This is a genomic window from Providencia sp. Me31A, from assembly GCF_050487165.1.
In the GTDB taxonomy this organism is placed as follows: Bacteria; Pseudomonadota; Gammaproteobacteria; order Enterobacterales; family Enterobacteriaceae; genus Providencia.
In genome coordinates this window covers 1-21,995 of record NZ_JBKQGZ010000007.1, presented here as the reverse complement: position 1 = coordinate 21,995, position 21,995 = coordinate 1, and the positions used below count along the sequence as shown (strand labels likewise).

The following is a 21,995-nucleotide window of genomic DNA, read 5'->3' as shown; positions in this document are numbered from 1 at the left end:
AACAAATAGAAAGCTTTAAATTTTATTGCAAATAAATGGTATAGCTTTATTGTATATATTATCTAATCCTTTTAATGATTCAACCAATACAGCTTCTCCTTTTTGTGCTAAACCACTTGAAAGCTCCGCTATTTTATCGATAGCATCTTCGCCATCTATATTATAGTTATTTATATTAGAAATATCACCACCTCTCACACTACCTCGATTACTACCGTTATTTATTACTGCGCAAGGTAAGTTTAAATTTTCTTTATAGGTAATTGATGTTTTTTCTCCATTAGCAATTTCTACAATATTCTTAAGTTTATCTACTAGTTCTTTTTTCTCTTCACCCGTTTTTTTATATAAATCTTGATGTTGTTCAAATTCTTTTTGCAATTGACTGAACTTTTCATTAGAGGTATCTAAATCTTTTTTATATTTAGTAACTTCTATTTTCAGACGGCTAATTTCATCTTTATTATCTTTACGTTGCTTCGTAAATTCTTCTAGCTGAGCCTTTACTGTATCATATTTATTTTTCAATTCTTTATATTCAGCTTTAACATTAGCTAATTTCTCATTTTGTTCTTTACACGCTTTCTTAGAAGAATTAATCTCTAGCTCTAATTTATTTTTTTCATGCCTTAATCCATTGCTAGTTTCTTTTAATGTTGATATTTCTGCGAGTGCTATTTTAATTTGATTATCACTATTAACTGCCTTTTCATTCGCTATTGATAATTCATTTTCTAATTTATTTTTTTGTATTGTCAATTCTGATATTTTACTTTTTAGTTCTATATTATTATTAGCCTGATCATTTAAATTTAAATTTAAACTATCTAATTCACTGTTCGTATCTAATAATTTCTTTTTTACCAGCTCTAGTTCTTTAGTTTCTTGTGATAATTTTTGATTTAGCCCATCAACCTCTTGTTTTTTCTCTCCTAATAAACCTTGTAATGTAGTTAGCTCTTTTGTTTTTGTTGCCAACTCGTTAGTTAATCTAACCTTATCTTCTTTGGATTTATTAAATGTTGCTTCCAAGGATAATTTTTCTTTCTTTAAAGATAAAAACTCTTGGTGTATTTTAACATTATTTTTTTTCACTTCTCCAATTTCTGCTTTTAGTGCTTTATTATCATTCCTATACTTGATTAAATCATTCATATGATTTTTTATGTCAATTTCTAATTTTTTCCTTTCTTCAATATATTGTTTTTCCTTAGTGATTAACTCTTTTTTTAATTCTTCATTTCTTTGTTGTTGATGGCTTATCTCTAAATCCAATTTATTTTTTTCTGCTTTTAATTTTTTAACCAAATCTTGTGACGACTTTAGGTCAGTTTTTAGCTCATTTATTTCTTTACTATCAATTTCTTTATTTTTTAAATCCTGCCTTAGGTTATTTATGGTTATTTTTTGCTCGTTTATTTTTTCATCTTTTAATGCTAAATCTTTTAGCATTTCTTTTTCTTTTTGTTTTTCATTTCTATACTCTTGAAGCGTTTCCTTGTACTCCTTAATATCTTTTTGTAATTTTCTTAATGAATCCCCCCCTTTAATAAAAGACCGCTCCTCGTTAATTGCATTTTCAGTATTCAATACTTTACCACCTGACAGTCTAGCATTATTTACGCCTTCATTTAAACTTCCCCCCCCTTCAATAACACCATTATTAATACCTTCATTTGTGGCTTTTCCTCCAGCCATTATATGATTATTAATATTATTATTTTCTACTTTCCCACCGGTTACAATACCATTACCATAACCAGTATCAACAGAATCTCCACCTTGCATTACACCAGTATTTATACCATTATTTTCTACTTTCCCACCGTTAACAGTGTTCTCACCAATACCTTTTTTATTTAATCGGTTTTCTAATTGTTGTGTTCTTTCTTCTATGGTCATATCCATTAATAAATCTCCATTTTAATAAATTGAAATAACATATGAATATCGAATGATTATTACTAATAAATAAAAACATTAGACACCAAACGATTTCAATAATTATTAAATTGAATTCGAACTATTGCAATTGAAGTTTATCTGTAAAAAGATTGGACATTATATAATTAGCGATTACTATAATTTCACATGCAATAAAAAAGATCTCAAAAGAGATCTTTTTTATTTATTTAACTTATTATTGCTTATTACCCAAAAATGGCACTCCACCAGCCACTAATTGTTTTCATGATGTAATCCCAAATTCGGCCAAAAAACCCTGCCTCCTCAACGGCACTTTTTGCCACTAAAGGATGTTGTTCGACAACTTCATCATTAAGAATAAAATTAATCGTTCCCACTACTTGGTTCTTAGCAAGAGGCGCTTCAAGTGAATCGTTAGTTAGTTGAATATCCACTTTTAAATTTTGCAATTGCCCTTTTGGAATAGTAATTGAAACGTCATCGGCAACACCTAAATCAACTTCTGAAGTATCACCAAACCAGACACGTTGTTTTTTCAAAGTCGCATCTGCTTTAATTGGCGTGACTGTTTCAAAAAAACGGAAACCCCATGTCAGTAATTTTTCACTTTCGCTAAAACGAACACGGTCACTTGGTGCTCCCAATACAACTGAAATCAACCGCATATCGCCTTCTGTTGCAGAGGCGACTAGGTTATGGCCTGCACCACTCGTGTGCCCCGTTTTTACACCATCAACTTTTAAATTTTGGTTCCATAACAGACGATTACGGTTAGGCTGACGAATTTTATTAAAGGTAAATTCCTTTTCCTTGTGCAGTGCGTATTCATCAGGAACATCACGGATCATCGCTTGTGTTAACAGTGCCATATCACGCGCAGTGCTGTATTGTCCTTCTGAATCAAGACCATGAACGGTTTTAAAATGAGTATTTTTCAAACCCAGCTTTTGCACGTATTGATTCATTAAACTCACAAATGAGTCTTGGCTCCCTGCAACATAATCGGCAAGTGCAATACTGGCATCGTTACCTGACTGAATAACAATCCCTTTATTTAAATCCAACACAGAAACGCGATCTTTAGGTTTCAAAAACATCAATGAAGAGCCTTTTAGCACAGGGTTCCCCGTCGCCCATGCATCTTCACCGACAGTAACAATATCTTGCGGTGTAATTTTGCCTGCTTTTACCGCTTGGCCAACCACATAACTGGTCATAATCTTAGTTAAGCTTGCAGGATCTAAACGTTCATCTGGGTTACCCGATGCGAGAATTTTTCCGCTGTTATAATCCATTAGGACAAAAGCTTTCACATCAACCTGAGGAGCAACCGGGGTCTGAGCCGCATAAGCACTTCCACTTACGGCAATCAATAGACTCAACCCAATACCAACTTGGCGGGTTTTTAGGGACAATAATTTTTTACTCATCGGTTATTCCTTTACTTATTCATAAAACATACAAAATTTCATTCTTGCTTGCTCAACATCACTAAACGATGAACCTGTCGCTGTGACAAAATCGATAACGCAATCTAACTCGGTTTAATATAAGACTTTATTTTCACATAGGCCACCAATAGGAAATAAAGATTGTGTCTCTATGTAAATTTAAACTATCTTAACGATGGCTAATGACAAAAACCAATTTAGGAGATAGCAATGTTAACTGTATGGGGACGTGTCAATTCTTCCAATGTCAAAAAAGTACTTTGGTGTTTAGAAGAACTGAAAATCACTTATAATCAAAAAGATGTGGGTGGCCCATTTGGTGGGTTAGATACACCTGAATATAAAAAAATGAATCCAAACAGTACCATTCCAACTCTACAGGATGATGACTTTACACTGTGGGAATCAAATGCGATTTTACGTTACCTTACGGAAAAGTTTGATCACTCTCACTTATTACTGGCCAAAGATGTGCAAGAACGAGCAGCAGCCGACAAATGGATGGATTGGAGTAGTGCTAATTTATTCGACCACATTAAACAGATGATGAACAAAATTGTGCGTGTCCCTGAAACGGATAGAGACCCGGAACAAGTTAAAATTATTTATAGCAATATTAATCAGTTACTAACAATTGCTGACAATGCGTTAGCCAACCAAAGCTATTTCAGTGGCGATAAATTTGGTATCGCAGACATTGCTATTGCACCACTATTTTACCCTTGGCATAAAATCGTCACGCAGCGCCCAGAATTTACAAATTTGGAGCGCTGGTACCAGCAGCTGACTACGCGTCCTGCGTTCCAAAAAATCGTCATGATCCCGATTAAATAATCACAGAGTCATATTCATCAAACTTGGGTTTGGGTACTGGTATTCAAATCCGAGTTCTTGGCAAATTTTATTACCGTTAATGATTTTTCCGTCTAATATACTCTCCTCTTCAATAAACTGAGGTGGGACTAACCCAATAGATTGGGCTGCATGAGTATAAAATTCGGCCCGCGTTGGATGAATTGGCGCACAAAGATTATAAATATGTCCTCCTTTTGGCTGCTGTAGCAATAATAAAATAGCGTCAATCACATCATCTTGATGCACCATATTGACAGGCTGATTAGCCCCTTTCACCTCTATTTTACCCGCAAGGAAACGCCCTGCATGACGCTTTTCTCCCACTAATCCCGCTAACCGTAGAATATCCACCGAAATATTCGGTAGCTGGTGAAGCCATTGCTCCGCTGCAATTAACGCTCTTGCAGAAGCCGTTGAGCCCTTGCGTTCTGCCTCCTCTGTTAATTCACCATTTTGTTCCCCATATACCGATGTAGATGACGTGAAAATAACTTTAGGAACACGATAAGTCACGGCGCAATTAACTACAGTTTCTATCGCCTCAACATATTGTTCGACATTCACTTTTGAGGGCGGGAGCAAAATGACTAGCGCCTCACTTTCTGACATCAGTTGAATTAAATCCTCTGAGGCACATTCAAGTTCTGGCGTTAAGGTTAATGGATAAGCCTCAATCCCCACGGCTCTTGCGGCATCAACGCCATCGGTTGTCGTTTTAGTTCCAACCACTCGCCAGTCATTTGCCTGTAAAGCCTGCGCTAGGGGTAACCCCACCCAGCCTAAACCAATAATTGCCACTTTTTTCATAGGACTTTTCCTCAACCCGCTGAATTTAAGAATAGGTTATCTGAATATCATAAAACTTCCGAATACAATTTATGAAAGATTAATCACTATAAAAGCGCATCAACTAATTATTATTGGTTATTTTTTAAAAAAAGGTTGCATTCATAGTGGGAAATCGGATAGGTTGAATAGAAATCAGTATTTAGTTGGCATATTGAATGTTTAATCATTCATGTTATTAAAAGAACGGAAGACATTATGAATCGTATTTCACGCAACCATCATCATCACCATCATCCTGATTAGTCTTTCGGGCGATGTGTGCTGGAAGACGATCAACGAATCTTCCGGTGGCTGAAATGCAAATTGAGAGAACCCTCGGAAGATTATCTTCCGAGGGTTTTTTCGTTTTAAAACAAAAAGTTTATTAAAGGGATATGGGGTAAAATTATGTTGGATAAATCACGTTTACGTATTGCAATTCAAAAATCAGGCCGTCTGAGTGAAGAATCAAGAGAACTGCTCGCTCGCTGTGGTATAAAAATCAATTTACAACAACAACGCTTGATTGCTTATGCAGAAAATATGCCTATTGATTTACTTCGTGTTCGTGATGACGATATTCCAGGACTGGTCATGGACGGTGTTGTTGACTTAGGGATCATTGGTGAAAACGTTCTTGAAGAGGAGTTATTAAATCGCCGCGCACAAGGTGAAAATCCTCAATACAAAACACTGCGTCGCCTCGATTTTGGTGGATGCCGCCTATCATTAGCCGCGCCATTGGATTTTAACTACACTGGCGCAGAATGCTTGAATGGCGCTCGTATTGCCACCTCTTATCCGCACTTATTAAAACGTTATTTCGACCAAAAAGGCATTCAATTTAAGTCCTGTCTTTTAAACGGTTCTGTGGAAGTGGCGCCGCGTGCAGGGTTATCAGATGCGATTTGTGACCTTGTTTCTACGGGTGCCACATTAGAAGCCAACGGTCTAAAAGAAGTGGAAGTTATTTATCGTTCTAAAGCCTGTTTAATCCAACGTGATGGTGAAATGTCAGCCGACAAACAGCAGCTTATCGACCGTATGATGACTCGTATTCAAGGTGTCATTCAAGCGCGTGAATCCAAATACATCATGTTACACGCACCAAGTGAAACACTCGAAGAGATCATCGCCTTACTACCGGGGGCGGAACGCCCAACCATTTTACCTCTAGCTGGTGAACAAAGCCGTGTCGCCATGCACATGGTCAGCTCAGAAACCTTGTTCTGGGAAACAATGGAAAAACTCAAGGCATTAGGAGCAAGCTCTATACTTGTGCTGCCAATTGAAAAAATGATGGAGTAAAACATCATGAAAATGGGATTTAACCAACCTGTTCGCTGGTCGGCTTGTAATCAAGATCAACAAAGCGCTTTACTGATGCGCCCCGCTATTGCGGCCTCTGGCGGCATTAGTACTGCGGTGAGCCAAATTATTGACCAAGTCCGTAACGAGGGCGACGCCGCCCTCCAAGCACTAAGCCGCCGTTTCGATAAAACTGAAATCGAAACAGTACGAGTACCTGCAAATGCCGTTAACGCGGCAGAGGCTCGTCTTGGCGATGAAATCAAAACAGCAATGAAAACAGCTATTGGCAACATTCGTCGTTTTCACGAAGCCCAAAAACCCACTCCGATTAGAGTGGAAACACAGGCAGGCGTAGTGTGCCAACAAGTCACACGCCCAATCGATGCGGTGGGTTTATATATCCCAGGCGGCTCTGCGCCATTGCTCTCTACGGTCATGATGTTGGGAACCCCTGCGAACATTGCAGGCTGTCGAAAAATTATCCTGTGTTCACCACCACCGATCGCAGATGAAATTCTATATGCAGCGAAACTGTGTGGTATCCACGATATTTTCCAAGTGGGTGGTGCGCAAGCGATTGCAGCGATGGCATTTGGTACCCAAAGTATTCCTAAGGTTGATAAAATTTTTGGCCCCGGTAATGCCTATGTCACTGAGGCAAAACGCCAAGTGAGTCAAAGCCATGATGGAGCGGCTATTGATATGCCTGCGGGGCCTTCTGAAGTGTTAGTGATTGCTGATAACCAAGCAAACCCTGCATTTACAGCCTCAGACTTGCTATCCCAAGCCGAGCATGGCCCTGATTCGCAGGTTATTTTATTAACTGACGATGAAAACTTTGCCCAGCGAGTACTCGAAGAAACAGAAAAGCAATTAGCACAGCTTTCACGCGCTGAGATTGCCAGAGCAGCACTCGGAGCAAGCCGAGTCATCATTGCCGATTCCATCGCTCAATGTATCGAAATTAGCAATCGCTATGGCCCTGAGCACTTGATTTTACAAACACGCAATGCCGATGAACTCGTCGATTCTATCACGAGTGCGGGCTCAGTGTTTGTCGGGGATTGGTCACCGGAGTCAGCGGGGGATTACGCATCAGGCACCAATCACGTATTACCGACTTACGGGTATACTGCAACCTATTCAAGCCTTGGGCTCGCGGATTTTATGAAGCGAATGACCGTGCAAAAGCTGTCAAAACAAGGGTTATTAGGCTTAGCCAACACCATTGAAACCTTAGCGCAAGCAGAGCAGCTCACGGCTCACAAAAATGCCGTTACCTTACGCGTTAACGAATTAAAAAAACAAAATCAGGAGTAAGTCATGAGCCAACCATTTAATGCCGCCAGTCTTGCACGTGAAAATGTCAAAACCATGACCCCTTATATGTCGGCGCGCCGCTTAGGGGGAAATGGTGATGTTTGGCTCAATGCCAACGAGTATCCGATTGCTCCTGATTATCAATTTAGTGAACATAACCTAAACCGCTATCCTGAATGCCAACCAGTGGCAGTTATTCAAAACTATGCCGCCTATGCTCAAATCGCACCCGAGCAAGTGCTAGTTTGCCGCGGTGCCGATGAGTCTATCGAATTATTGATCCGTGCCTTTTGCGAGCCGGGTAAAGATGCAGTGATGTTCTGCCCACCGACTTATGGCATGTACAGCGTTAGCGCTGAAACTTTTGGCGTTGAACAAAAGACAATTTTAGCGCTGCCGGATTGGTCGCTCAACGTTGACGCTATCCGCGACAATCTTTCGAATACCAAATTGATTTATATTTGTAGCCCAAATAACCCAACCGGCAATATTATTGATAATAAAGAATTACGTGAAGTGCTAGATATGGCGGCGGGCCGTGCATTAGTCGTGGTCGATGAAGCCTATATCGAATTCTGCCCACAATACAGCGTAGCAAGCTGGTTAGCGAAATACCCAAATCTGGTTATTTTGAGAACCTTATCCAAAGCTTTTGCCTTAGCTGGGCTACGCTGTGGCTTTACTTTGGCTTCCCCTGAAGTGATTGACGTGTTATTGAAGGTAATCGCCCCTTACCCATTATCAACCCCTGTTGCGATGATTGCTGCGCAAGCACTTGAACCGCAAGGTATTACAGCAATGAAAAGCCGTGTGGCAACCGTCACAGAAAACCGTATTGCACTGAGCGAGGCACTGCGCGATTTATCGGTAGTCGAACATGTTTATCCCAGCGAAACCAACTATATTTTAGTTCGCTTTACCGATGGCAATAAAGTATTTAAAGCCCTATGGGATCAAGGCATTATCTTACGAGACCAAAGCAAACAGCCGGGTCTTGTTAATTGCTTGCGTATCACTATCGGAACTGAAATTGAAAACACCCGTGTTATTGACGCTATTGCAGCACTTTGCTAATTAGGAATGACTCATGAGCCAGAAAATTCTTTTTATTGACCGTGATGGTACATTAATTACTGAGCCGCCAACGGACTTTCAAGTCGACAGCTTAAGCAAACTTGCCTTTGAAAAAGCCGTCATTCCAAGCTTACTTGCACTGCAAAAAGCCAACTACCGTTTAGTGATGATAACCAACCAAGACGGTTTAGGGACAGACAGCTTTCCAACCGCTGACTTTGAACCACCTCATAATCTAATGATGCAAGTTTTTGAGTCTCAAGGTATTAAGTTTGATGAAGTGTTAATTTGTCCCCATAAACCTGAAGATAACTGTGCATGTCGTAAACCTAAACTTCAGTTGGTTGAACGCTATTTAGATAGCAACGTACTCGATAGTGAAAATAGCTATGTGATTGGTGACCGTGAAACCGATATTCAACTCGCTAAAAACATGGGGATAAAAGGGTTGCGCTATAATCCAACCGATCTTGGTTGGGAAGCGATTACAGCGCAATTAACCAAACGTAACCGCCATGCACTGGTGAAACGTGTTACCAAAGAGACCAATATCCAAGTTGAAGTATGGTTAGACCAAGAAGGCGGTAGCAAAATCAATACTGGCGTAGGTTTCTTTGACCACATGCTAGACCAAATCGCCACACATGGCGGGTTCCGTTTAAATGTTGAAGTCAACGGTGATTTATTTATCGATGACCACCACACCGTCGAAGACACTGGCCTTGCTTTAGGTGAAGCGTTGAAAATCGCGCTAGGCGACAAACGCGGAATTGCTCGCTTTGGTTTCGTGCTGCCAATGGATGAATGCCAAGCACGTTGCGCACTGGATATTTCAGGCCGCCCACACCTTGAATATAAAGCCGAATTCAAATATCAACGTGTCGGTGATTTAAGCACAGAAATGATCGAGCACTTCTTTAGTTCACTTTCTTACGCAATGGGCTGCACCTTACATCTCAAAACGAAAGGGAAAAACGATCATCACAAAGCAGAAAGTTTGTTTAAAGTCTTTGGCCGTACCTTGCGCCAAGCAATACGTGTTGAAGGGGACACATTACCAAGTTCGAAAGGAGTTCTTTAATGAACGTTGTTATCCTTGATACAGGTTGTGCCAATTTAGCCTCCGTAACCTATGCCGTGAAACGTTTAGGCTATTCTCCTGTAGTTAGCCGTGATACCAACACCATTTTGCAGGCAGACAAAGTCTTTTTGCCGGGTGTCGGCACGGCTAGCGCGGCCATGGAAAAGCTGACTGAGCGTGAATTAGTGCCGTTAATAAAAGCACTAACCCAACCAGTGTTAGGCATCTGTTTAGGCATGCAATTACTCGGTTCATTCAGTGAAGAAGGTCAATCAACGGTGCCACTATTGGGGTTAATTGATAGTCCTGTACAAAAAATGGATGCCAATGGGCTTCCAGTTCCACATAGCGGCTGGAATCAGGTTAAAGCCCTAGCAGGAAACCCTTTGTTTAGGGACATCCCAGATAATGCCTATTTCTATTTTGTACACAGTTATTCGATGCCAATTTCCAGCAATACTATCGCACAAACTCAGTATGGCAACCCGTTTAGCAGCGCGGTGAATTGCGATAACTTCTATGGTGTCCAATTTCACCCAGAACGTTCTGGTGCCGCAGGGGCTCGCTTGATTCAAAACTTTTTGGAGATGTAATCATGATCATTCCTGCATTAGACTTAATCGATGGTACGGTGGTGCGATTGCACCAAGGTGATTACGCCAAGCAAACGGATTATGGCAATGACCCACTTCCTCGTTTGCAGCAATATGAACAAGAAGGGGCAAAATTATTGCACCTCGTCGATTTAACCGGTGCAAAAGACCCACAAAAACGCCAAATTCCATTACTGAAAAAATTATTAGCGGGTGTCAGCGTACCTGTGCAAGTGGGTGGCGGTATTCGTACCGAAGAGGATGTTAAGACGCTACTTGAGGCAGGAGCAACCCGTGTGGTGATTGGTTCCACCGCAGTCACCCAACCTGAATTGGTTAAATCATGGTTTGAAACCTATGGCGGAGAAGCCATTGTTCTTGCATTAGATGTGCGTATTAATGACAAAGGTGTAAAAGAAATCGCTATCAGCGGTTGGCAAGAAAATTCAGACCTAACTTTAGAGCAAGCTATTGAAATTTATCGCCCTTATGGCTTAAAGCATGTGCTTTGCACCGATATTTCTAAAGATGGCACCTTAGCTGGCTCTAATGTGAATTTATACCAAGAAGTGAGCCAAAAATTCCCTGATATTGCCTTTCAGGCATCAGGAGGGATCGGTAATTTAGAGGATATCGCCGCTATTCCTGCATCAGGCGCTGCGGGAGTGATTGTCGGCCGTGCTTTATTAGAAGGCAAATTTACTGTTGCGGAGGCAATCGAATGTTGGCAAAACGCATAATTCCTTGTTTGGATGTTCGTGACGGACAAGTCGTCAAAGGCGTACAATTTCGCAACCACGAAATCATTGGCGATATCGTCCCTTTAGCACAACGTTACGCCCAAGAAGGGGCTGATGAACTGGTATTTTATGATATCACCGCCTCTTCAGATGGCCGTGTTGTTGATAAAAGCTGGGTGGCTAAGGTCGCTGAGGTGATTGATATTCCATTCTGTGTTGCTGGTGGTATTAAAAGCATTGAAGATGCATCGCAAATTTTATCTTTTGGTGCAGACAAAATCTCGATCAACTCCCCTGCGCTATCAGACCCAACGCTGATCAGCCGCTTAGCCGAGCGTTTTGGCGTACAATGTATCGTCGTGGGCATTGATACTTGGTTCGATGAAAGCACCAATGATTACCAAGTTTACCAATTTACTGGTGATGAAAAGCGCACGACACAAACACGCTGGAAAACCCTCGATTGGGTGAAAGAAGCCCAACAACGCGGTGCGGGTGAGATCGTCTTAAATATGATGAACCAAGATGGTGTACGCCAAGGGTATGATCTGGTACAACTGAAAAAAGTCCGTGAAGTTTGCCAAGTGCCATTAATTGCCTCTGGCGGTGCGGGTGAAAAAGTCCATTTCCTTGATGCCTTCGCAGATGCCCGTGTTGATGGGGCTTTAGCCGCTTCCGTTTTCCATAAGCAAATAATTAATATCGGTGACTTAAAACAATACCTAGCCGAAAATGGAGTTCAAATTAGAGTATGTTAACCACAGAACAATGTAGCCAACTGGCATGGCAAAAAGTCGATAATTTAATGCCTGTGATCGTTCAACACGCCGTTTCAGGGGACGTACTAATGCTTGGGTATATGAACCCTGAAGCGCTACAAGTCACCATAGAAAGCCGCAAGGTCACCTTTTTTTCTCGCACCAAGCAGCGTTTATGGACAAAAGGCGAAACATCGAATCACTTTTTGAACCTTGTGGATATTTATCCTGATTGTGACAGCGATACCTTGCTGGCACTCGCGCTGCCTGAAGGCCCAACCTGCCACAACGGAACACAGAGCTGCTTTGCACCAGCGCAGAGTGATTGGGGCTTTTTATTTGAACTAGAATCCTTACTCAAAGCGCGCAAAACAGCATCACCAGAAAGCTCATATACCGCGCGTTTATACGCCAGTGGAACTAAACGTATCGCACAAAAAGTCGGGGAAGAAGGCGTGGAAACGGCATTAGCAGCTACCGTAAATGACCGTGCTGAGCTGACCAATGAAGCAGCTGATCTAATGTACCATTTATTAGTGTTACTACAGGATCAAAATCTTGATTTAAGCGTGATAATCAAACGGTTAAAAGAGCGTCATCAGTAAATAATCTGCTGCCAGCGAGACTGGCAGCCTATTTTAGGGATGTAAAATTTTATCGATTTGCTCATCACTGAGCGAAATAGCAAAAAATTTCAGATAAAAATCCGCCGTTTCTTGCTTCATATCGATATCCGCAAAGCGTTCTGGGTACAAGATTTGCGCTAACCACAGAAACTGCAATGCCTCTTCGGAGGTTTCACGGCACCACCAGAACATTCCCTTTGGGTTTACATACACTTGCTGATTTTTCACCGCATCAAGCGCACGCCATTGGGAAGATGACATGATCATTTCAGCATCTTCTTTATTCATCGCTACAATGACGTCAGGGTTAGCCGTAATAATCGCCTCTAGCAATACCTCCCCTGAGTTATTTTTCTTATCAGAAAACCACGTTTCCGCCACATTTTTTGCCCCCGCTAAATCCATCCAATCTTGGTTTAATGACGGACGACCAGAGGTAAATAATGCATTTCCCATGCTGTGGTATACCGTACGCTTTTCTGTCTCAGTAAGTCCGCTTAAACGCTCGCTCACTAATGCAATGTTACGGTCAAAATAACGTTGGTATTCAAGGGCTTTTTTCTCTGCATCAGGGCCTAGTTCGGTTGCCGTGGCTTGTACTCTAGCTTGCAAGGCTTGTAGTGAATTGGCAGGATATTCAACCACTTTTACCCCTGCGCTCGCCAGTAAATCGCGCTGAGGAACGTCCATGCCTTTAGCAACAAACAGTAATTGAGTACGCAATGAAATAATTTGTTCAGGATTTAATTGATTGCTAATACTGATAACTGGAACATTATCAATGTTGGGTAACATTTGGCGAAATAATGGAATTTTCTTCGCGATCACCGATGTGCCGACAATCTGCTCACCATAACCCAACATCATAATAATAGTGTTCTGTGCCGGCCATGGCGTCGCTATTCGCAATTCTGGGTTATCTGTTTTGCTGTCAGATAAGCTACTAATACATAGCCCCATCAGCAAAATAACCGTTTGTATAAAAGCCGTTTTTCTCATACCCATCACGCTCCCTTACTCGAAAGTAAAAAAGCGTGCTCCTTATTTTTATTCAGCGAATTAGAAGTCAAACGTTACGCTAGCGCGGACTTCACGGCCTGAGCCAATAAAGGCGCTATTACCACCGCCTTGCCCATTGCTTCCTCCTGGGAAAATCGATGCCCAATAACGCTCGTCGGTCACATTGTTTACTGATAACCGAACTGTGGTGGGTACTTGATTGATTTTGGTGCTGTAGCGCGTCCCTAAGTCCAGTGTGGTATAGCTATCGATCCAACTAGTATTGGTATCATTCGCTGCGCGTTTGCCGGTGTAATGTACATTGGCGCTATACACCAGTTCAGGCATTGACGGTAAACTGTACTCAACGAGCATATTCGCTTGCACTTTAGGCACCCCAACAACACGCTTATCTTTCGTACTTGATAAGCCCGTATCTTTCAATTTAGGGTCAAGGAAAGTGACGCCACTATAAACATTCAACCCTTGCCACACATGGCCTGTCGCAGTGAGCTCAAGCCCTCTATTCGTTTGTTTTCCTTGCTCGCGAAACATGTCATTACTATCGACATAAGCAAATGGACGTTCCAAATGGAATAAGGCTGCGCCTAAGTTTAAATCCGCGACATCCGCTTTCACCCCAATTTCATATTGCTTACTACGATAAGGGTCTAAAGTCTGTCCTTCATTTTTAATCCCTTGGCCTAATGGCGCCGTATCCCCTTCCTCCAGCGAATCTGCATAGCTCACATAAGTCATCACGTTCGGGGTAATTTTATACATCAGCGCTGCTTGCGGACTGAGGCTGTGGGTATTAGTTTGGCTAGTTTTGTGGTTTTGCTTGTCAAAACTACGGCTTTCTATCCAGCTTTGACTAAGATAAAACATCGCTGACCATTGCGGATCAAAGGTGATGGTGTCACCAATGGTAATACTTTGCTGACTATTTTCAGCAGATTTATAACGTGAGCCCCCCGTATGAATCTTGCCATCCGAAGGCTCTTCCATCGGTGATGGATGATAAATATGGGTGGTGCCTAAATTGCGTCGGATACTGTCCTCTTTTGAGCTATAAATCGACCACACATAACCATTAGTCGCTAATGATAAGTCATGGCCGATAGACCCCGTATCCACATGCCCATTTAACACCACTGAGTTACTTAATACTCTAAAACGCCCCGATGCAGGTGAGTCCGTCAACGAGCGAGCAATTGTTCCATTATTATCTTGAATGGTACTGGTCACGGTACGCATTGCGCGATCCGCTTGTTGGTAACCAACCGCTGCTTTTAGTGACCAATCCTCATTAAAATCATGGATTAATCGAGTGCTAACGGTATCAGTCGTTAAATCATTTCCTGCGGTATGCAGTGCCAAGTTTTTATTTTGTGGGTTGGGTGCTTTCGGCAGTTTAATCTTAGGCCCATAGCTAAAGCTACCGACATAGCCTTTTTGCACAAAATTGTAATGGCTGGCATTCAGTTGTAATTGCGTACCCGGTTGAATATTCCAATCCAGTGCAACTGAGGCAAGTTTACGACGTAGTGTACTGTCATCTACACTGCCAGTGCCTTCCTCATCCAACAAGTTAAGCCGATAACCAAAGCGTTTGTCTTCATCAAAATAACCGCCTAAATCAGCATGGCCACTATAGGCATTGCGGCTTTGGTAGCCTAATGTTAAACGCTTAATATCTTCAGGGCGTTTTGCCGTGAAATTGAATTGCCCTGCGGGGCTTGCTGGGCCATACAGTGCTCCCGTCAGGCTATTAATAATTTCCACTCTATCAAGCATTTCAACTGGGAATGCTGTCGTTGAAACCATGTATAAATCATCAAGGCGGCTATTCGCGACTACAGAGCCTTGCATACCACGGCTTTGTGGACGTCCTACATCCATCCCGCCACGTGCTTGCATCTGTGTGCTTGGCGCATATTTCAATAACTCACTCAGGCTTTTGGCCTGTTGGTTATTGATCATTTCGCGGCTAACCGTCGTTGTAGAATATGGCGTATCAATCCATTCACGAGTACCTAATGGACCAAGATCAACCGCAGACGTAAAAAAACCGGCTCCGGCTTGCGACTCTGTCGTAACATCATATGATGCAGCCGTTACCCACATACGGTCTTGCTCAGATTTAGCAAGTTGTTCAGAAACTTGTGCAGCAACAATGGATGGAGTGGCCCCTGCAATAAGTGGCAATATTACATATAAGTTAAATTTACGGTTCATATTATCTTTTTCGTTATATAAAATATTATATTACCGATAATAAAATGCGTCGTAAATGATCTAACTCAATTCTTAACAATTAGCATTCTCACTACCTTGGATGAAATTATAAATATAACAAATTGAATTTTAAGAAAATAAAATAAACAGCAGAAGATGAAATAGAAAAAGCCACAAACCCACGCACAAAACAGATAAAAAGCATATCTGATATGCAATTTATAACATTTCGCCTATTTTGCTTTTTAATGACCTCCTGTTTCGAGGTTGTATCTCTATCTAAACTTGTTATTATTCTCTAATATTGATGTGGTTTTAAAGGGAAAAACGGTGTCTGAAAATTCTATTTTTATGCAGCTCACGCAGTTACTTGATAAAAATAATGCTAAATATCGTGTAATGGAGCACCCCACTGCGGGGAAATCAGAAGAAGTGGCAAAAATACGGGGGACGCAGCTTGGTCAAGGTGCAAAAGGGCTAGTATGCCATGTTAAAGGCAATGGAATTCGTCAGCATGTGTTGGCTATTTTACCGGCTGATAAACAAGCAGATTTAGGTAAAATTGCATTAGCCATTGGGGGAACCCGTGCTTCCTTAGCAAGTCCGAAAGAAGTGGATGAACTGACTCAATGTGTGTTCGGTGCTATTCCCCCATTTAGTTTTCACCCTAACTTAAAGTTAATTGCAGACCCACTCTTATTTAAACGTTTTGAGGAATTAGCCTTTAATGCAGGTACATTAGAGCGCTCTATTATTTTAAATACAGAAGATTACCAAAGAATTGCTGCCCCCACTTTAGTGGAGTTTGTTCGTACAGAAGAAAGTTAGCCGCCTAATCGTAAAAAAGGGTTATTCCGCAGAATAACCCTAAATGTCTATGATTGATTACGCTGTTGGTCGTATTCGATACTGGCTTGTTTTAGTGCCTGAAAATCAGACCCACAAATCACACGCTTCAATGCGGCGAATTTGGCTTCTGGCCATTCATAGATTTTCAGCGCCAAGAGTTCAGTAATCACTTCAGGTGCAAACCGGTGTTTAACGGGCTTGGCAGGGTTCCCCCCAACAATACAATAAGGCTCGACATCTTTAACGACCACACTGTTAGTCGCAATAACAGCGCCTTCACCAATTTTGACACCCGGCATGATAAAAGCCCGCATGCCAATCCATACTCCGTCACCAATCACCGTATCCCCTTTCCCGATATAAGCTTCTTCAATATATTCAAGAAAAGGATACAAACAAAACCAATCCATACGGTGGGTGTGGTTTCCCCCCATCAAAATTACCGCTTCACTGCCAATACAGACGTAATCACCAATGTAGAGCTGGTCTACATCCCACGCTAATTGCCAATCTCGGCTTTGTTCATCCCCTTGCAGGTAACGAACAACTGAATCTTCAAAACCATTATCCCAACAATCACTGTAGTAACTATGTTTGCCTTTAATATGAATATTGGGATTTTGCACAACTTCGTGCAGTAATTGGTATTTTGACCAATGTTTTTGCTTCATGGTAATAAACCCTTTAAACCGTTTATATTTACCATAGAACGCTTTCTATAGTGATGCATTCGCGCTCAAAATACATCACTATCAGCAACTCGAGGCTGATTTAATAATGGGTTTAACATCTAATGCCCTCTTATCGGCTATCTATAAACTTAAATGAGGCTCTGCTAGCTTCAAACTGGCTTTTCTCGCCACTAACCCTAAAATACAACCCACTAACATCACTATCGCAAGGGACAACTTAGGCGCTATTGGTAAAGATATAGCGAATAACCCCAATGCCGCACCACCTGCCATTTGTACAAAGCCGACTAACGCAGAAGCCGTCCCGGCTTCCTGACCAAATGGCTCCAAAGCGTAGCTGGTGGCCGTTCCCATCATAAATGCCAACCCTGTACAGGCACAGGCGACAGGTAACATATACACCATCCAATGATTTTGTCGCAATTCGGGTAACACAACAAAACCAAGTAGCAAACCTAAACAACCTAGAGCCATCATGGAACTTCCCACTAACAAACAGGTTGGGCGCCCCATTTTGTGAATAAAATAGTTAGCAATATAGCTGGCAAACATAACCCAAAAACCATTAATACCAAATACGATAGAAAATGCCAACGGAGTCAATTGGGCATCCCCCATCAAAACACTAGGTGCAAGGGAAACATAAGTTAACGCCATTCCCATCGTACCCGCATTAACTAGTGCAAAAGTCATAAATTGGCCATTACCCAAGATACGCCAATAGGTTTTAAACAACTTATTTTTGACTTGTGGTAAGTCCGTTGGGCGCGTTTCAGGTAAAAATATGACAATTAAAACTAATATCACTACAGCATATAAGGCAAGAAACCAAAAGGGGGCTCGCCATCCCCAAGCTTCGGCGAGTAAGCCTCCCAATAATGGGGCTAAAGCAGGGACAATATTCAGTGTGCCATTTAAAAAACCAAAGGCACGGGCAGCTTCAGTGCCATTCATGCGGTCACGGACACAACTAAATGCCACAACAGAAGTGCAACACACAGCAACACCTTGCAGCAACCTTGAGGCAATAAAGACTTCTGAGGTCGTAGCTATAATGGCAACGCCAGAGCCCACGATATACAGTAGCATTCCTGCGATTGCAACAGGTTTCCGCCCATATTTATCCACTAGTGGCCCAGAGACTAGTTGTCCTAACCCTAATACTAAGATAAATAAAGCAATTGTCGACTGAATAACCGACTCACTACTGCCTAAATCCTTCGTAATATCGGGGATCGTCGGTAAATATAAATCAATACCTAAAGGGCCTAATAATACTAATAAAAGCAATAAAATAAGAAAGTTACGCATAAACTATGTCTAAAATAGGCTAGTAAATATTTTTACTTAAAGATTAATAAGTGAAATAGACAGGAAACCCTGCTGAACTATCAAAAAAATAGCTGTAAAATTAATTATTCAATAATAAATATGTAGTAATTTTTATTGCTAAAAAGGCGCTAAACCTAGCGCCTTTTATATCATCAATAATCAATGATGATCGATCATTCCATCCATTCAGTATGGAAAGCGTCAATTAGCACGAATTATAAATAACTTTATTTTTCAATGCAATGTATATTTACACTGTATATTAATCATGTTTTTTTTGGCTTTTTTCTGTGCATTTTGGTATATTTTTTCCATCTCAGCCCCCCTCACAGCACCCCCAAAATGGAGTTATAAAAGATGGCTTATTACAGTGTTGAAAAGCGCCCTAGAGCTGATGGTACTGTAAAATACAGATGTACAGTTGGAGTAAAAGAAGGTGGAAAGTATATTTATAGAGAAAATAAAACATTTAGTAAAGCGGCGGCGGCTAAATCTTGGGGGGTTAGACGTGTTGCCGAAATCGAACAAGTTGGCATACCTAAGCCGGAATCGCCAACAAAAATTAAAGTAGGCGAATTAATTCGAATGTACTTAGATGAGCCAGGGCTAGGCGGGAAATCAGGAACAACGAAAAAATATGTACTCAATTCACTATTAACATCTTCTTTAGGGGATATTTATTTATCAAAGTTATCTGTTAACGATGTCATTGAACATTGCAAGCTAAGAAGGGCTTCAGGCACAGGACCAAACACTGTAAGCCAAGATGTAAGTTACTTAACTGTGGCTTTAAACTCAGCAAAATCCGTGTTTGATATTGAATATACCGACAACCCAGCAAGGGATGCTAAGCCCATACTTAATCAAATGGGAATAATAGCAAAATCTAATGTTCGCAGTAGACGGCCCACAAAGGAAGAAACACAGTTAATTCTTGATGCTTTAACTCAGCGTCAAGCCAGAAAGCAATGCAGAATACCTTATCGAGATATTTTCATGTTTTCTATATTGTCTTGCATGCGCATAGGAGAGGTCTGCAAAATACTTTGGTCTGATGTGGATTACTCTAATCGCTCAGTTATAGTCCGTGATAGAAAAGACCCGCGTAAAAAATCAGGAAATCACATGAGTGTTCCGCTTCTGGGTGAAGCGTGGGATATTTTGAATAGACAAGATAAAACTGATGAGAAAATATTCCCTTACAACTCGCAGTCAGTCTCAAAAGGTGTCCATAAAGTTAGGGATGCTTTAGGTATCGAAGATCTAAGATATCATGATTTACGCAGGGAGGGAGCCAGCAGGCTGTTTGAAGCTGGATTTTCTATTGAGGAAGTAGCTCAAGTTACAGGGCATAAATCACTTACAACTCTATGGCAAGTTTACACCGAATTATTTCCTCAAACTCTTCACGACAAATATAACAAGTTAACAGGAAAGTGATCTACATGTGCCAGCTTGAACTGTTGGCGCATCCCCCCTCATTCAATCCACATAAAAACCAACAAAATATCTTGATCTTTGATTGTGATTTACTGTATATAATTACAGTTATATTTTACTGTATATAAAACTAGTTGGTTTGATCTACGAAGGAGTGTTTTATGGTTGCCATCAAGATCCGCTTTAATAGCAACAAAAAAGGTAAATTACCTACAGGTACTTTTGAAGCATTGCAAAAAGAAATAGCAAAAAGATTAAGTGCTAAATACCCCGATCTAAATATCGATATAAACTGGGGTACTCAAGATAATCTATCTATTGATGGTCTTGGGAAGAATGAGAAGAAAACGTATATTGAAGAAACGCTGGAAGAGATATTTAACGATGGTGATTGGCTTCCTGAAACCCAAGAAGCCGAAGTGGAATATTTTGATAAGTGATCGAAATGCGCCAACTACTCGAGCTGGCGCATTAGTTTTTATTGTTGCTCCACCTGTTCCGCAGCTTCCTGCTCTGCCCTTTCCGTTTCTTCCGCAACACGTTTAGCTTCTTCTTGCGCCAATCGCTCTGCTTCTATCTTAGCGAGTCTCTCAGCTTCAGCTTGCTTTTGATTGTAGAGGGAGTTAGGTGGCATTTCGACACGCATGTCTATCCAGCGCGATTCAGGCACGTCACAAGGTTCGTAGTTTTCGAAGTAAACAGGCACGCCTTCTTCATCAAAGTGCTTAATGCGCTTATTCTGGAAACGTTCTGGCATATCTGCGTTCTGTTGGTGGAAAACAAAAATTTCAATATCGCCATCTGGTCTCACCTCGTAATCAATGAGAACCATGTTTTTACCATTATGGTCTTGCGGAATAACAAAGCCGTTATTGATACCCCATGCACCATCCGCATTAAAGCCCACAACACCTTTAATGCGGTAATGGCCAACACCAAGGTGTTCCATTTCAACACCTTCAGATTCGTCGTTTAACTCAAAGTCATCAGAGAATAGTTTCACAATCGGGGATGCTGCTTTTAAGTTTCCGTTTGAGTCTTTGGTTGTATTTGATTCTGACCATATTTTAATCCAACTACCAAGTTGACTTGCTTTTACTGAGCGAAAATAAACTACGTCATCTAATGTTGTTTTGCCCATCTGGAAAAAGTAAGCTCCAGCCCCCACTTGAACGATATTACAACCACCACTACCAGGTATTTTACCCGTATCAGTTCCTCTAATGCCGTAAAACCCTGACCTGTAATCAATAGCGGTTCCCATATTCGCATATTGAGGCAATCCAGCAGCACCTAGGCCATAATCACCCACTAACATTAATTTAGTTGTAGACCCTGCAGATGCTTTCGGAATTTCAACCCTCCCATGCCATGAGCCACCAATTGTGTTGTATTGAAGAAATGCTAATGAATCATCACTCTGTGGTGCATATAAATTTAATTGGTCACCGCTGTTACGTGATAGAGTGACAGATGGTAGCAATATTGAACCAGTTAAAGCTCCTCCTTTTTTATCAAGCTTCCCCTCTAGCTGCTTATCCATTTCTGCAACCGTGCGAAGCTTAATTTTCTGGCCAGTCGGTAATTCAACATCAATGGTTCCCTGAGCCGTCATCCACTGATTTAAAATTTCTGTGTAGACTTCACTCGCAATAACCTGCGCCGTCGCTTTATTAACGCCATCAGAAATAGAGTCAATCATTGTTGTTAGAATGATATATTTCGCATTAGTCAGTTTTGCTGAAACAGGAAATTCCAACGTTAAAGCCGTGTTACTTTCAATGGAATAAATGCTATTAATGAGCAAGTTGGAACCATTTTCAATCAGCACAACCTGACCGACTGAAACAAGCGTAGTGTTATCTTTCCAGCGTGTGCCTGT

Annotated in this window: 20 protein-coding genes and 1 other annotated feature; of the genes, 12 read left to right on the top strand and 8 right to left on the bottom strand. The window is 41.2% G+C overall.

What is annotated here, in order from left to right:
* Nucleotides 1-15: 15 nt before the first annotated feature.
* Both ACLPIE_RS07070 and ACLPIE_RS07065 read right to left on the bottom strand, forming a co-directional pair.
* Complete coding sequence (locus ACLPIE_RS07070) at nucleotides 16-1,908, bottom strand: coiled-coil domain-containing protein (RefSeq protein ID WP_430260819.1); 1,893 nt, start codon at nucleotides 1,906-1,908, stop codon at nucleotides 16-18.
* Nucleotides 1,909-2,150: 242 nt separating this feature from the next.
* On the bottom strand, nucleotides 2,151-3,356 hold the full coding sequence (locus ACLPIE_RS07065) for a serine hydrolase (protein ID WP_430260818.1): 1,206 nt from the start codon (nucleotides 3,354-3,356) through the stop codon (nucleotides 2,151-2,153).
* 231 nt (nucleotides 3,357-3,587) lie between these two features.
* On the opposite strand from ACLPIE_RS07065, the gene ACLPIE_RS07060 reads away from it, so the two are divergent.
* A complete protein-coding gene (locus ACLPIE_RS07060; protein WP_430260817.1) occupies nucleotides 3,588-4,211 on the top strand; it encodes a glutathione S-transferase family protein in 624 nt (207 codons plus the stop codon).
* On the opposite strand, the gene ACLPIE_RS07055 is transcribed toward ACLPIE_RS07060, so the two are convergent.
* Complete coding sequence (locus ACLPIE_RS07055) at nucleotides 4,212-5,039, bottom strand: SDR family oxidoreductase (protein WP_430260816.1); 828 nt, start codon at nucleotides 5,037-5,039, stop codon at nucleotides 4,212-4,214.
* A 260-nt stretch (nucleotides 5,040-5,299) separates the two neighbouring features.
* Nucleotides 5,300-5,427: a sequence feature (His leader region), on the top strand.
* Between the two features lie 41 nt (nucleotides 5,428-5,468).
* Between ACLPIE_RS07055 and hisG the strand changes: the two genes are divergently transcribed.
* Genes hisG through hisIE form a run of 8 tightly spaced genes read left to right on the top strand, consistent with a single transcriptional unit; the run spans nucleotide 5,469 to nucleotide 12,542 of the window.
* Nucleotides 5,469-6,368 carry an ATP phosphoribosyltransferase gene (gene hisG / locus ACLPIE_RS07050; RefSeq protein WP_430260815.1) on the top strand — a complete coding sequence of 300 codons (900 nt, stop codon included), beginning with the start codon at nucleotides 5,469-5,471 and terminating at the stop codon, nucleotides 6,366-6,368.
* A 6-nt stretch (nucleotides 6,369-6,374) separates the two neighbouring features.
* Nucleotides 6,375-7,691 carry a histidinol dehydrogenase gene (gene hisD, locus ACLPIE_RS07045; RefSeq protein WP_430260814.1) on the top strand — a complete coding sequence of 439 codons (1,317 nt, stop codon included), beginning with the start codon at nucleotides 6,375-6,377 and terminating at the stop codon, nucleotides 7,689-7,691.
* A gap of 3 nt (nucleotides 7,692-7,694) precedes the next feature.
* Entirely contained in the window at nucleotides 7,695-8,765 is a 1,071-nt protein-coding gene (gene hisC / locus ACLPIE_RS07040) for a histidinol-phosphate transaminase (protein WP_430260813.1), read from the top strand.
* 13 nt (nucleotides 8,766-8,778) lie between these two features.
* Entirely contained in the window at nucleotides 8,779-9,846 is a 1,068-nt protein-coding gene (gene hisB, locus ACLPIE_RS07035) for a bifunctional histidinol-phosphatase/imidazoleglycerol-phosphate dehydratase HisB (protein ID WP_430260812.1), read from the top strand.
* Entirely contained in the window at nucleotides 9,846-10,439 is a 594-nt protein-coding gene (gene hisH, locus ACLPIE_RS07030; RefSeq protein ID WP_430260811.1) for an imidazole glycerol phosphate synthase subunit HisH, read from the top strand. Before hisB ends, hisH begins: the two co-directional genes overlap by 1 nt.
* Before the next feature lie 2 nt (nucleotides 10,440-10,441).
* Nucleotides 10,442-11,179, top strand: a complete 738-nt coding sequence (gene hisA, locus ACLPIE_RS07025) for a 1-(5-phosphoribosyl)-5-[(5-phosphoribosylamino)methylideneamino]imidazole-4-carboxamide isomerase (protein WP_430260810.1) — start codon at nucleotides 10,442-10,444, stop codon at nucleotides 11,177-11,179.
* On the top strand, nucleotides 11,161-11,937 hold the full coding sequence (gene hisF / locus ACLPIE_RS07020; protein WP_430260809.1) for an imidazole glycerol phosphate synthase subunit HisF: 777 nt from the start codon (nucleotides 11,161-11,163) through the stop codon (nucleotides 11,935-11,937). Before hisA ends, hisF begins: the two co-directional genes overlap by 19 nt.
* On the top strand, nucleotides 11,931-12,542 hold the full coding sequence (gene hisIE, locus ACLPIE_RS07015; RefSeq protein ID WP_430260808.1) for a bifunctional phosphoribosyl-AMP cyclohydrolase/phosphoribosyl-ATP diphosphatase HisIE: 612 nt from the start codon (nucleotides 11,931-11,933) through the stop codon (nucleotides 12,540-12,542). The genes hisF and hisIE overlap by 7 nt, the downstream gene beginning before the upstream one ends.
* Before the next feature lie 33 nt (nucleotides 12,543-12,575).
* Here hisIE and ACLPIE_RS07010 read toward each other — a convergent pair whose 3' ends face one another.
* Together ACLPIE_RS07010 and ACLPIE_RS07005 are read right to left on the bottom strand one after the other, a co-directional pair.
* The gene (locus tag ACLPIE_RS07010) at nucleotides 12,576-13,562 is read right to left on the bottom strand and encodes an ABC transporter substrate-binding protein (RefSeq protein WP_430260950.1); all 987 of its coding nucleotides are present in this window, start codon (nucleotides 13,560-13,562) and stop codon (nucleotides 12,576-12,578) included.
* Nucleotides 13,563-13,622: 60 nt separating this feature from the next.
* Complete coding sequence (locus ACLPIE_RS07005; RefSeq protein WP_430260807.1) at nucleotides 13,623-15,800, bottom strand: TonB-dependent receptor; 2,178 nt, start codon at nucleotides 15,798-15,800, stop codon at nucleotides 13,623-13,625.
* Between the two features lie 351 nt (nucleotides 15,801-16,151).
* Here ACLPIE_RS07005 and ACLPIE_RS07000 point away from each other — a divergent pair, with 351 nt between their 5' ends.
* Nucleotides 16,152-16,628, top strand: coding sequence for a YbaK/prolyl-tRNA synthetase associated domain-containing protein (locus ACLPIE_RS07000; protein WP_430260949.1), 477 nt, complete (start codon nucleotides 16,152-16,154; stop codon nucleotides 16,626-16,628).
* A 47-nt stretch (nucleotides 16,629-16,675) separates the two neighbouring features.
* On the opposite strand, the gene ACLPIE_RS06995 is transcribed toward ACLPIE_RS07000, so the two are convergent.
* Together ACLPIE_RS06995 and ACLPIE_RS06990 are read right to left on the bottom strand one after the other, a co-directional pair.
* Nucleotides 16,676-17,320, bottom strand: coding sequence for a CatB-related O-acetyltransferase (locus ACLPIE_RS06995; RefSeq protein WP_430260806.1), 645 nt, complete (start codon nucleotides 17,318-17,320; stop codon nucleotides 16,676-16,678).
* Nucleotides 17,321-17,461: 141 nt separating this feature from the next.
* Nucleotides 17,462-18,652, bottom strand: coding sequence for a multidrug effflux MFS transporter (locus ACLPIE_RS06990; RefSeq protein ID WP_430260805.1), 1,191 nt, complete (start codon nucleotides 18,650-18,652; stop codon nucleotides 17,462-17,464).
* Nucleotides 18,653-19,030: 378 nt separating this feature from the next.
* Here ACLPIE_RS06990 and ACLPIE_RS06985 point away from each other — a divergent pair, with 378 nt between their 5' ends.
* Together ACLPIE_RS06985 and ACLPIE_RS06980 are read left to right on the top strand one after the other, a co-directional pair.
* Nucleotides 19,031-20,113, top strand: coding sequence for a tyrosine-type recombinase/integrase (locus ACLPIE_RS06985; protein ID WP_430260804.1), 1,083 nt, complete (start codon nucleotides 19,031-19,033; stop codon nucleotides 20,111-20,113).
* A 161-nt stretch (nucleotides 20,114-20,274) separates the two neighbouring features.
* Nucleotides 20,275-20,553, top strand: coding sequence for a DinI-like family protein (locus ACLPIE_RS06980; protein ID WP_430260803.1), 279 nt, complete (start codon nucleotides 20,275-20,277; stop codon nucleotides 20,551-20,553).
* Nucleotides 20,554-20,591: 38 nt separating this feature from the next.
* On the opposite strand, the gene ACLPIE_RS06975 is transcribed toward ACLPIE_RS06980, so the two are convergent.
* Nucleotides 20,592-21,944 (bottom strand): phage tail fiber protein, encoded by a 1,353-nt coding sequence (locus tag ACLPIE_RS06975; protein ID WP_430260948.1) that lies wholly within the window; start codon nucleotides 21,942-21,944, stop codon nucleotides 20,592-20,594.
* Nucleotides 21,945-21,995 lie beyond the last annotated feature (51 nt).

Excerpts from the sequence above, each read along its gene's own strand:
- hisF (WP_430260809.1), top strand. The coding sequence starts at position 11,161 with ATGTTGGCAAAACGCATAATTCCTTGTTTGGATGTTCGTGACGGACAA.
- hisC (WP_430260813.1), top strand. The coding sequence starts at position 7,695 with ATGAGCCAACCATTTAATGCCGCCAGTCTTGCACGTGAAAATGTCAAA.
- ACLPIE_RS07055 (WP_430260816.1), bottom strand. The coding sequence starts at position 5,039 with ATGAAAAAAGTGGCAATTATTGGTTTAGGCTGGGTGGGGTTACCCCTA.
- ACLPIE_RS07010 (WP_430260950.1), bottom strand. The coding sequence starts at position 13,562 with ATGAGAAAAACGGCTTTTATACAAACGGTTATTTTGCTGATGGGGCTA.
- ACLPIE_RS06995 (WP_430260806.1), bottom strand. The coding sequence starts at position 17,320 with ATGAAGCAAAAACATTGGTCAAAATACCAATTACTGCACGAAGTTGTG.
- hisB (WP_430260812.1), top strand. The coding sequence starts at position 8,779 with ATGAGCCAGAAAATTCTTTTTATTGACCGTGATGGTACATTAATTACT.
- hisD (WP_430260814.1), top strand. The coding sequence starts at position 6,375 with ATGAAAATGGGATTTAACCAACCTGTTCGCTGGTCGGCTTGTAATCAA.
- hisIE (WP_430260808.1), top strand. The coding sequence starts at position 11,931 with ATGTTAACCACAGAACAATGTAGCCAACTGGCATGGCAAAAAGTCGAT.
- ACLPIE_RS07065 (WP_430260818.1), bottom strand. The coding sequence starts at position 3,356 with ATGAGTAAAAAATTATTGTCCCTAAAAACCCGCCAAGTTGGTATTGGG.
- ACLPIE_RS06985 (WP_430260804.1), top strand. The coding sequence starts at position 19,031 with ATGGCTTATTACAGTGTTGAAAAGCGCCCTAGAGCTGATGGTACTGTA.
- ACLPIE_RS07060 (WP_430260817.1), top strand. The coding sequence starts at position 3,588 with ATGTTAACTGTATGGGGACGTGTCAATTCTTCCAATGTCAAAAAAGTA.
- hisA (WP_430260810.1), top strand. The coding sequence starts at position 10,442 with ATGATCATTCCTGCATTAGACTTAATCGATGGTACGGTGGTGCGATTG.
- ACLPIE_RS06980 (WP_430260803.1), top strand. The coding sequence starts at position 20,275 with ATGGTTGCCATCAAGATCCGCTTTAATAGCAACAAAAAAGGTAAATTA.
- ACLPIE_RS07000 (WP_430260949.1), top strand. The coding sequence starts at position 16,152 with ATGCAGCTCACGCAGTTACTTGATAAAAATAATGCTAAATATCGTGTA.
- ACLPIE_RS07005 (WP_430260807.1), bottom strand. The coding sequence starts at position 15,800 with ATGAACCGTAAATTTAACTTATATGTAATATTGCCACTTATTGCAGGG.
- hisG (WP_430260815.1), top strand. The coding sequence starts at position 5,469 with ATGTTGGATAAATCACGTTTACGTATTGCAATTCAAAAATCAGGCCGT.
- ACLPIE_RS06990 (WP_430260805.1), bottom strand. The coding sequence starts at position 18,652 with ATGCGTAACTTTCTTATTTTATTGCTTTTATTAGTATTATTAGGCCCT.
- ACLPIE_RS07070 (WP_430260819.1), bottom strand. The coding sequence starts at position 1,908 with ATGGATATGACCATAGAAGAAAGAACACAACAATTAGAAAACCGATTA.
- hisH (WP_430260811.1), top strand. The coding sequence starts at position 9,846 with ATGAACGTTGTTATCCTTGATACAGGTTGTGCCAATTTAGCCTCCGTA.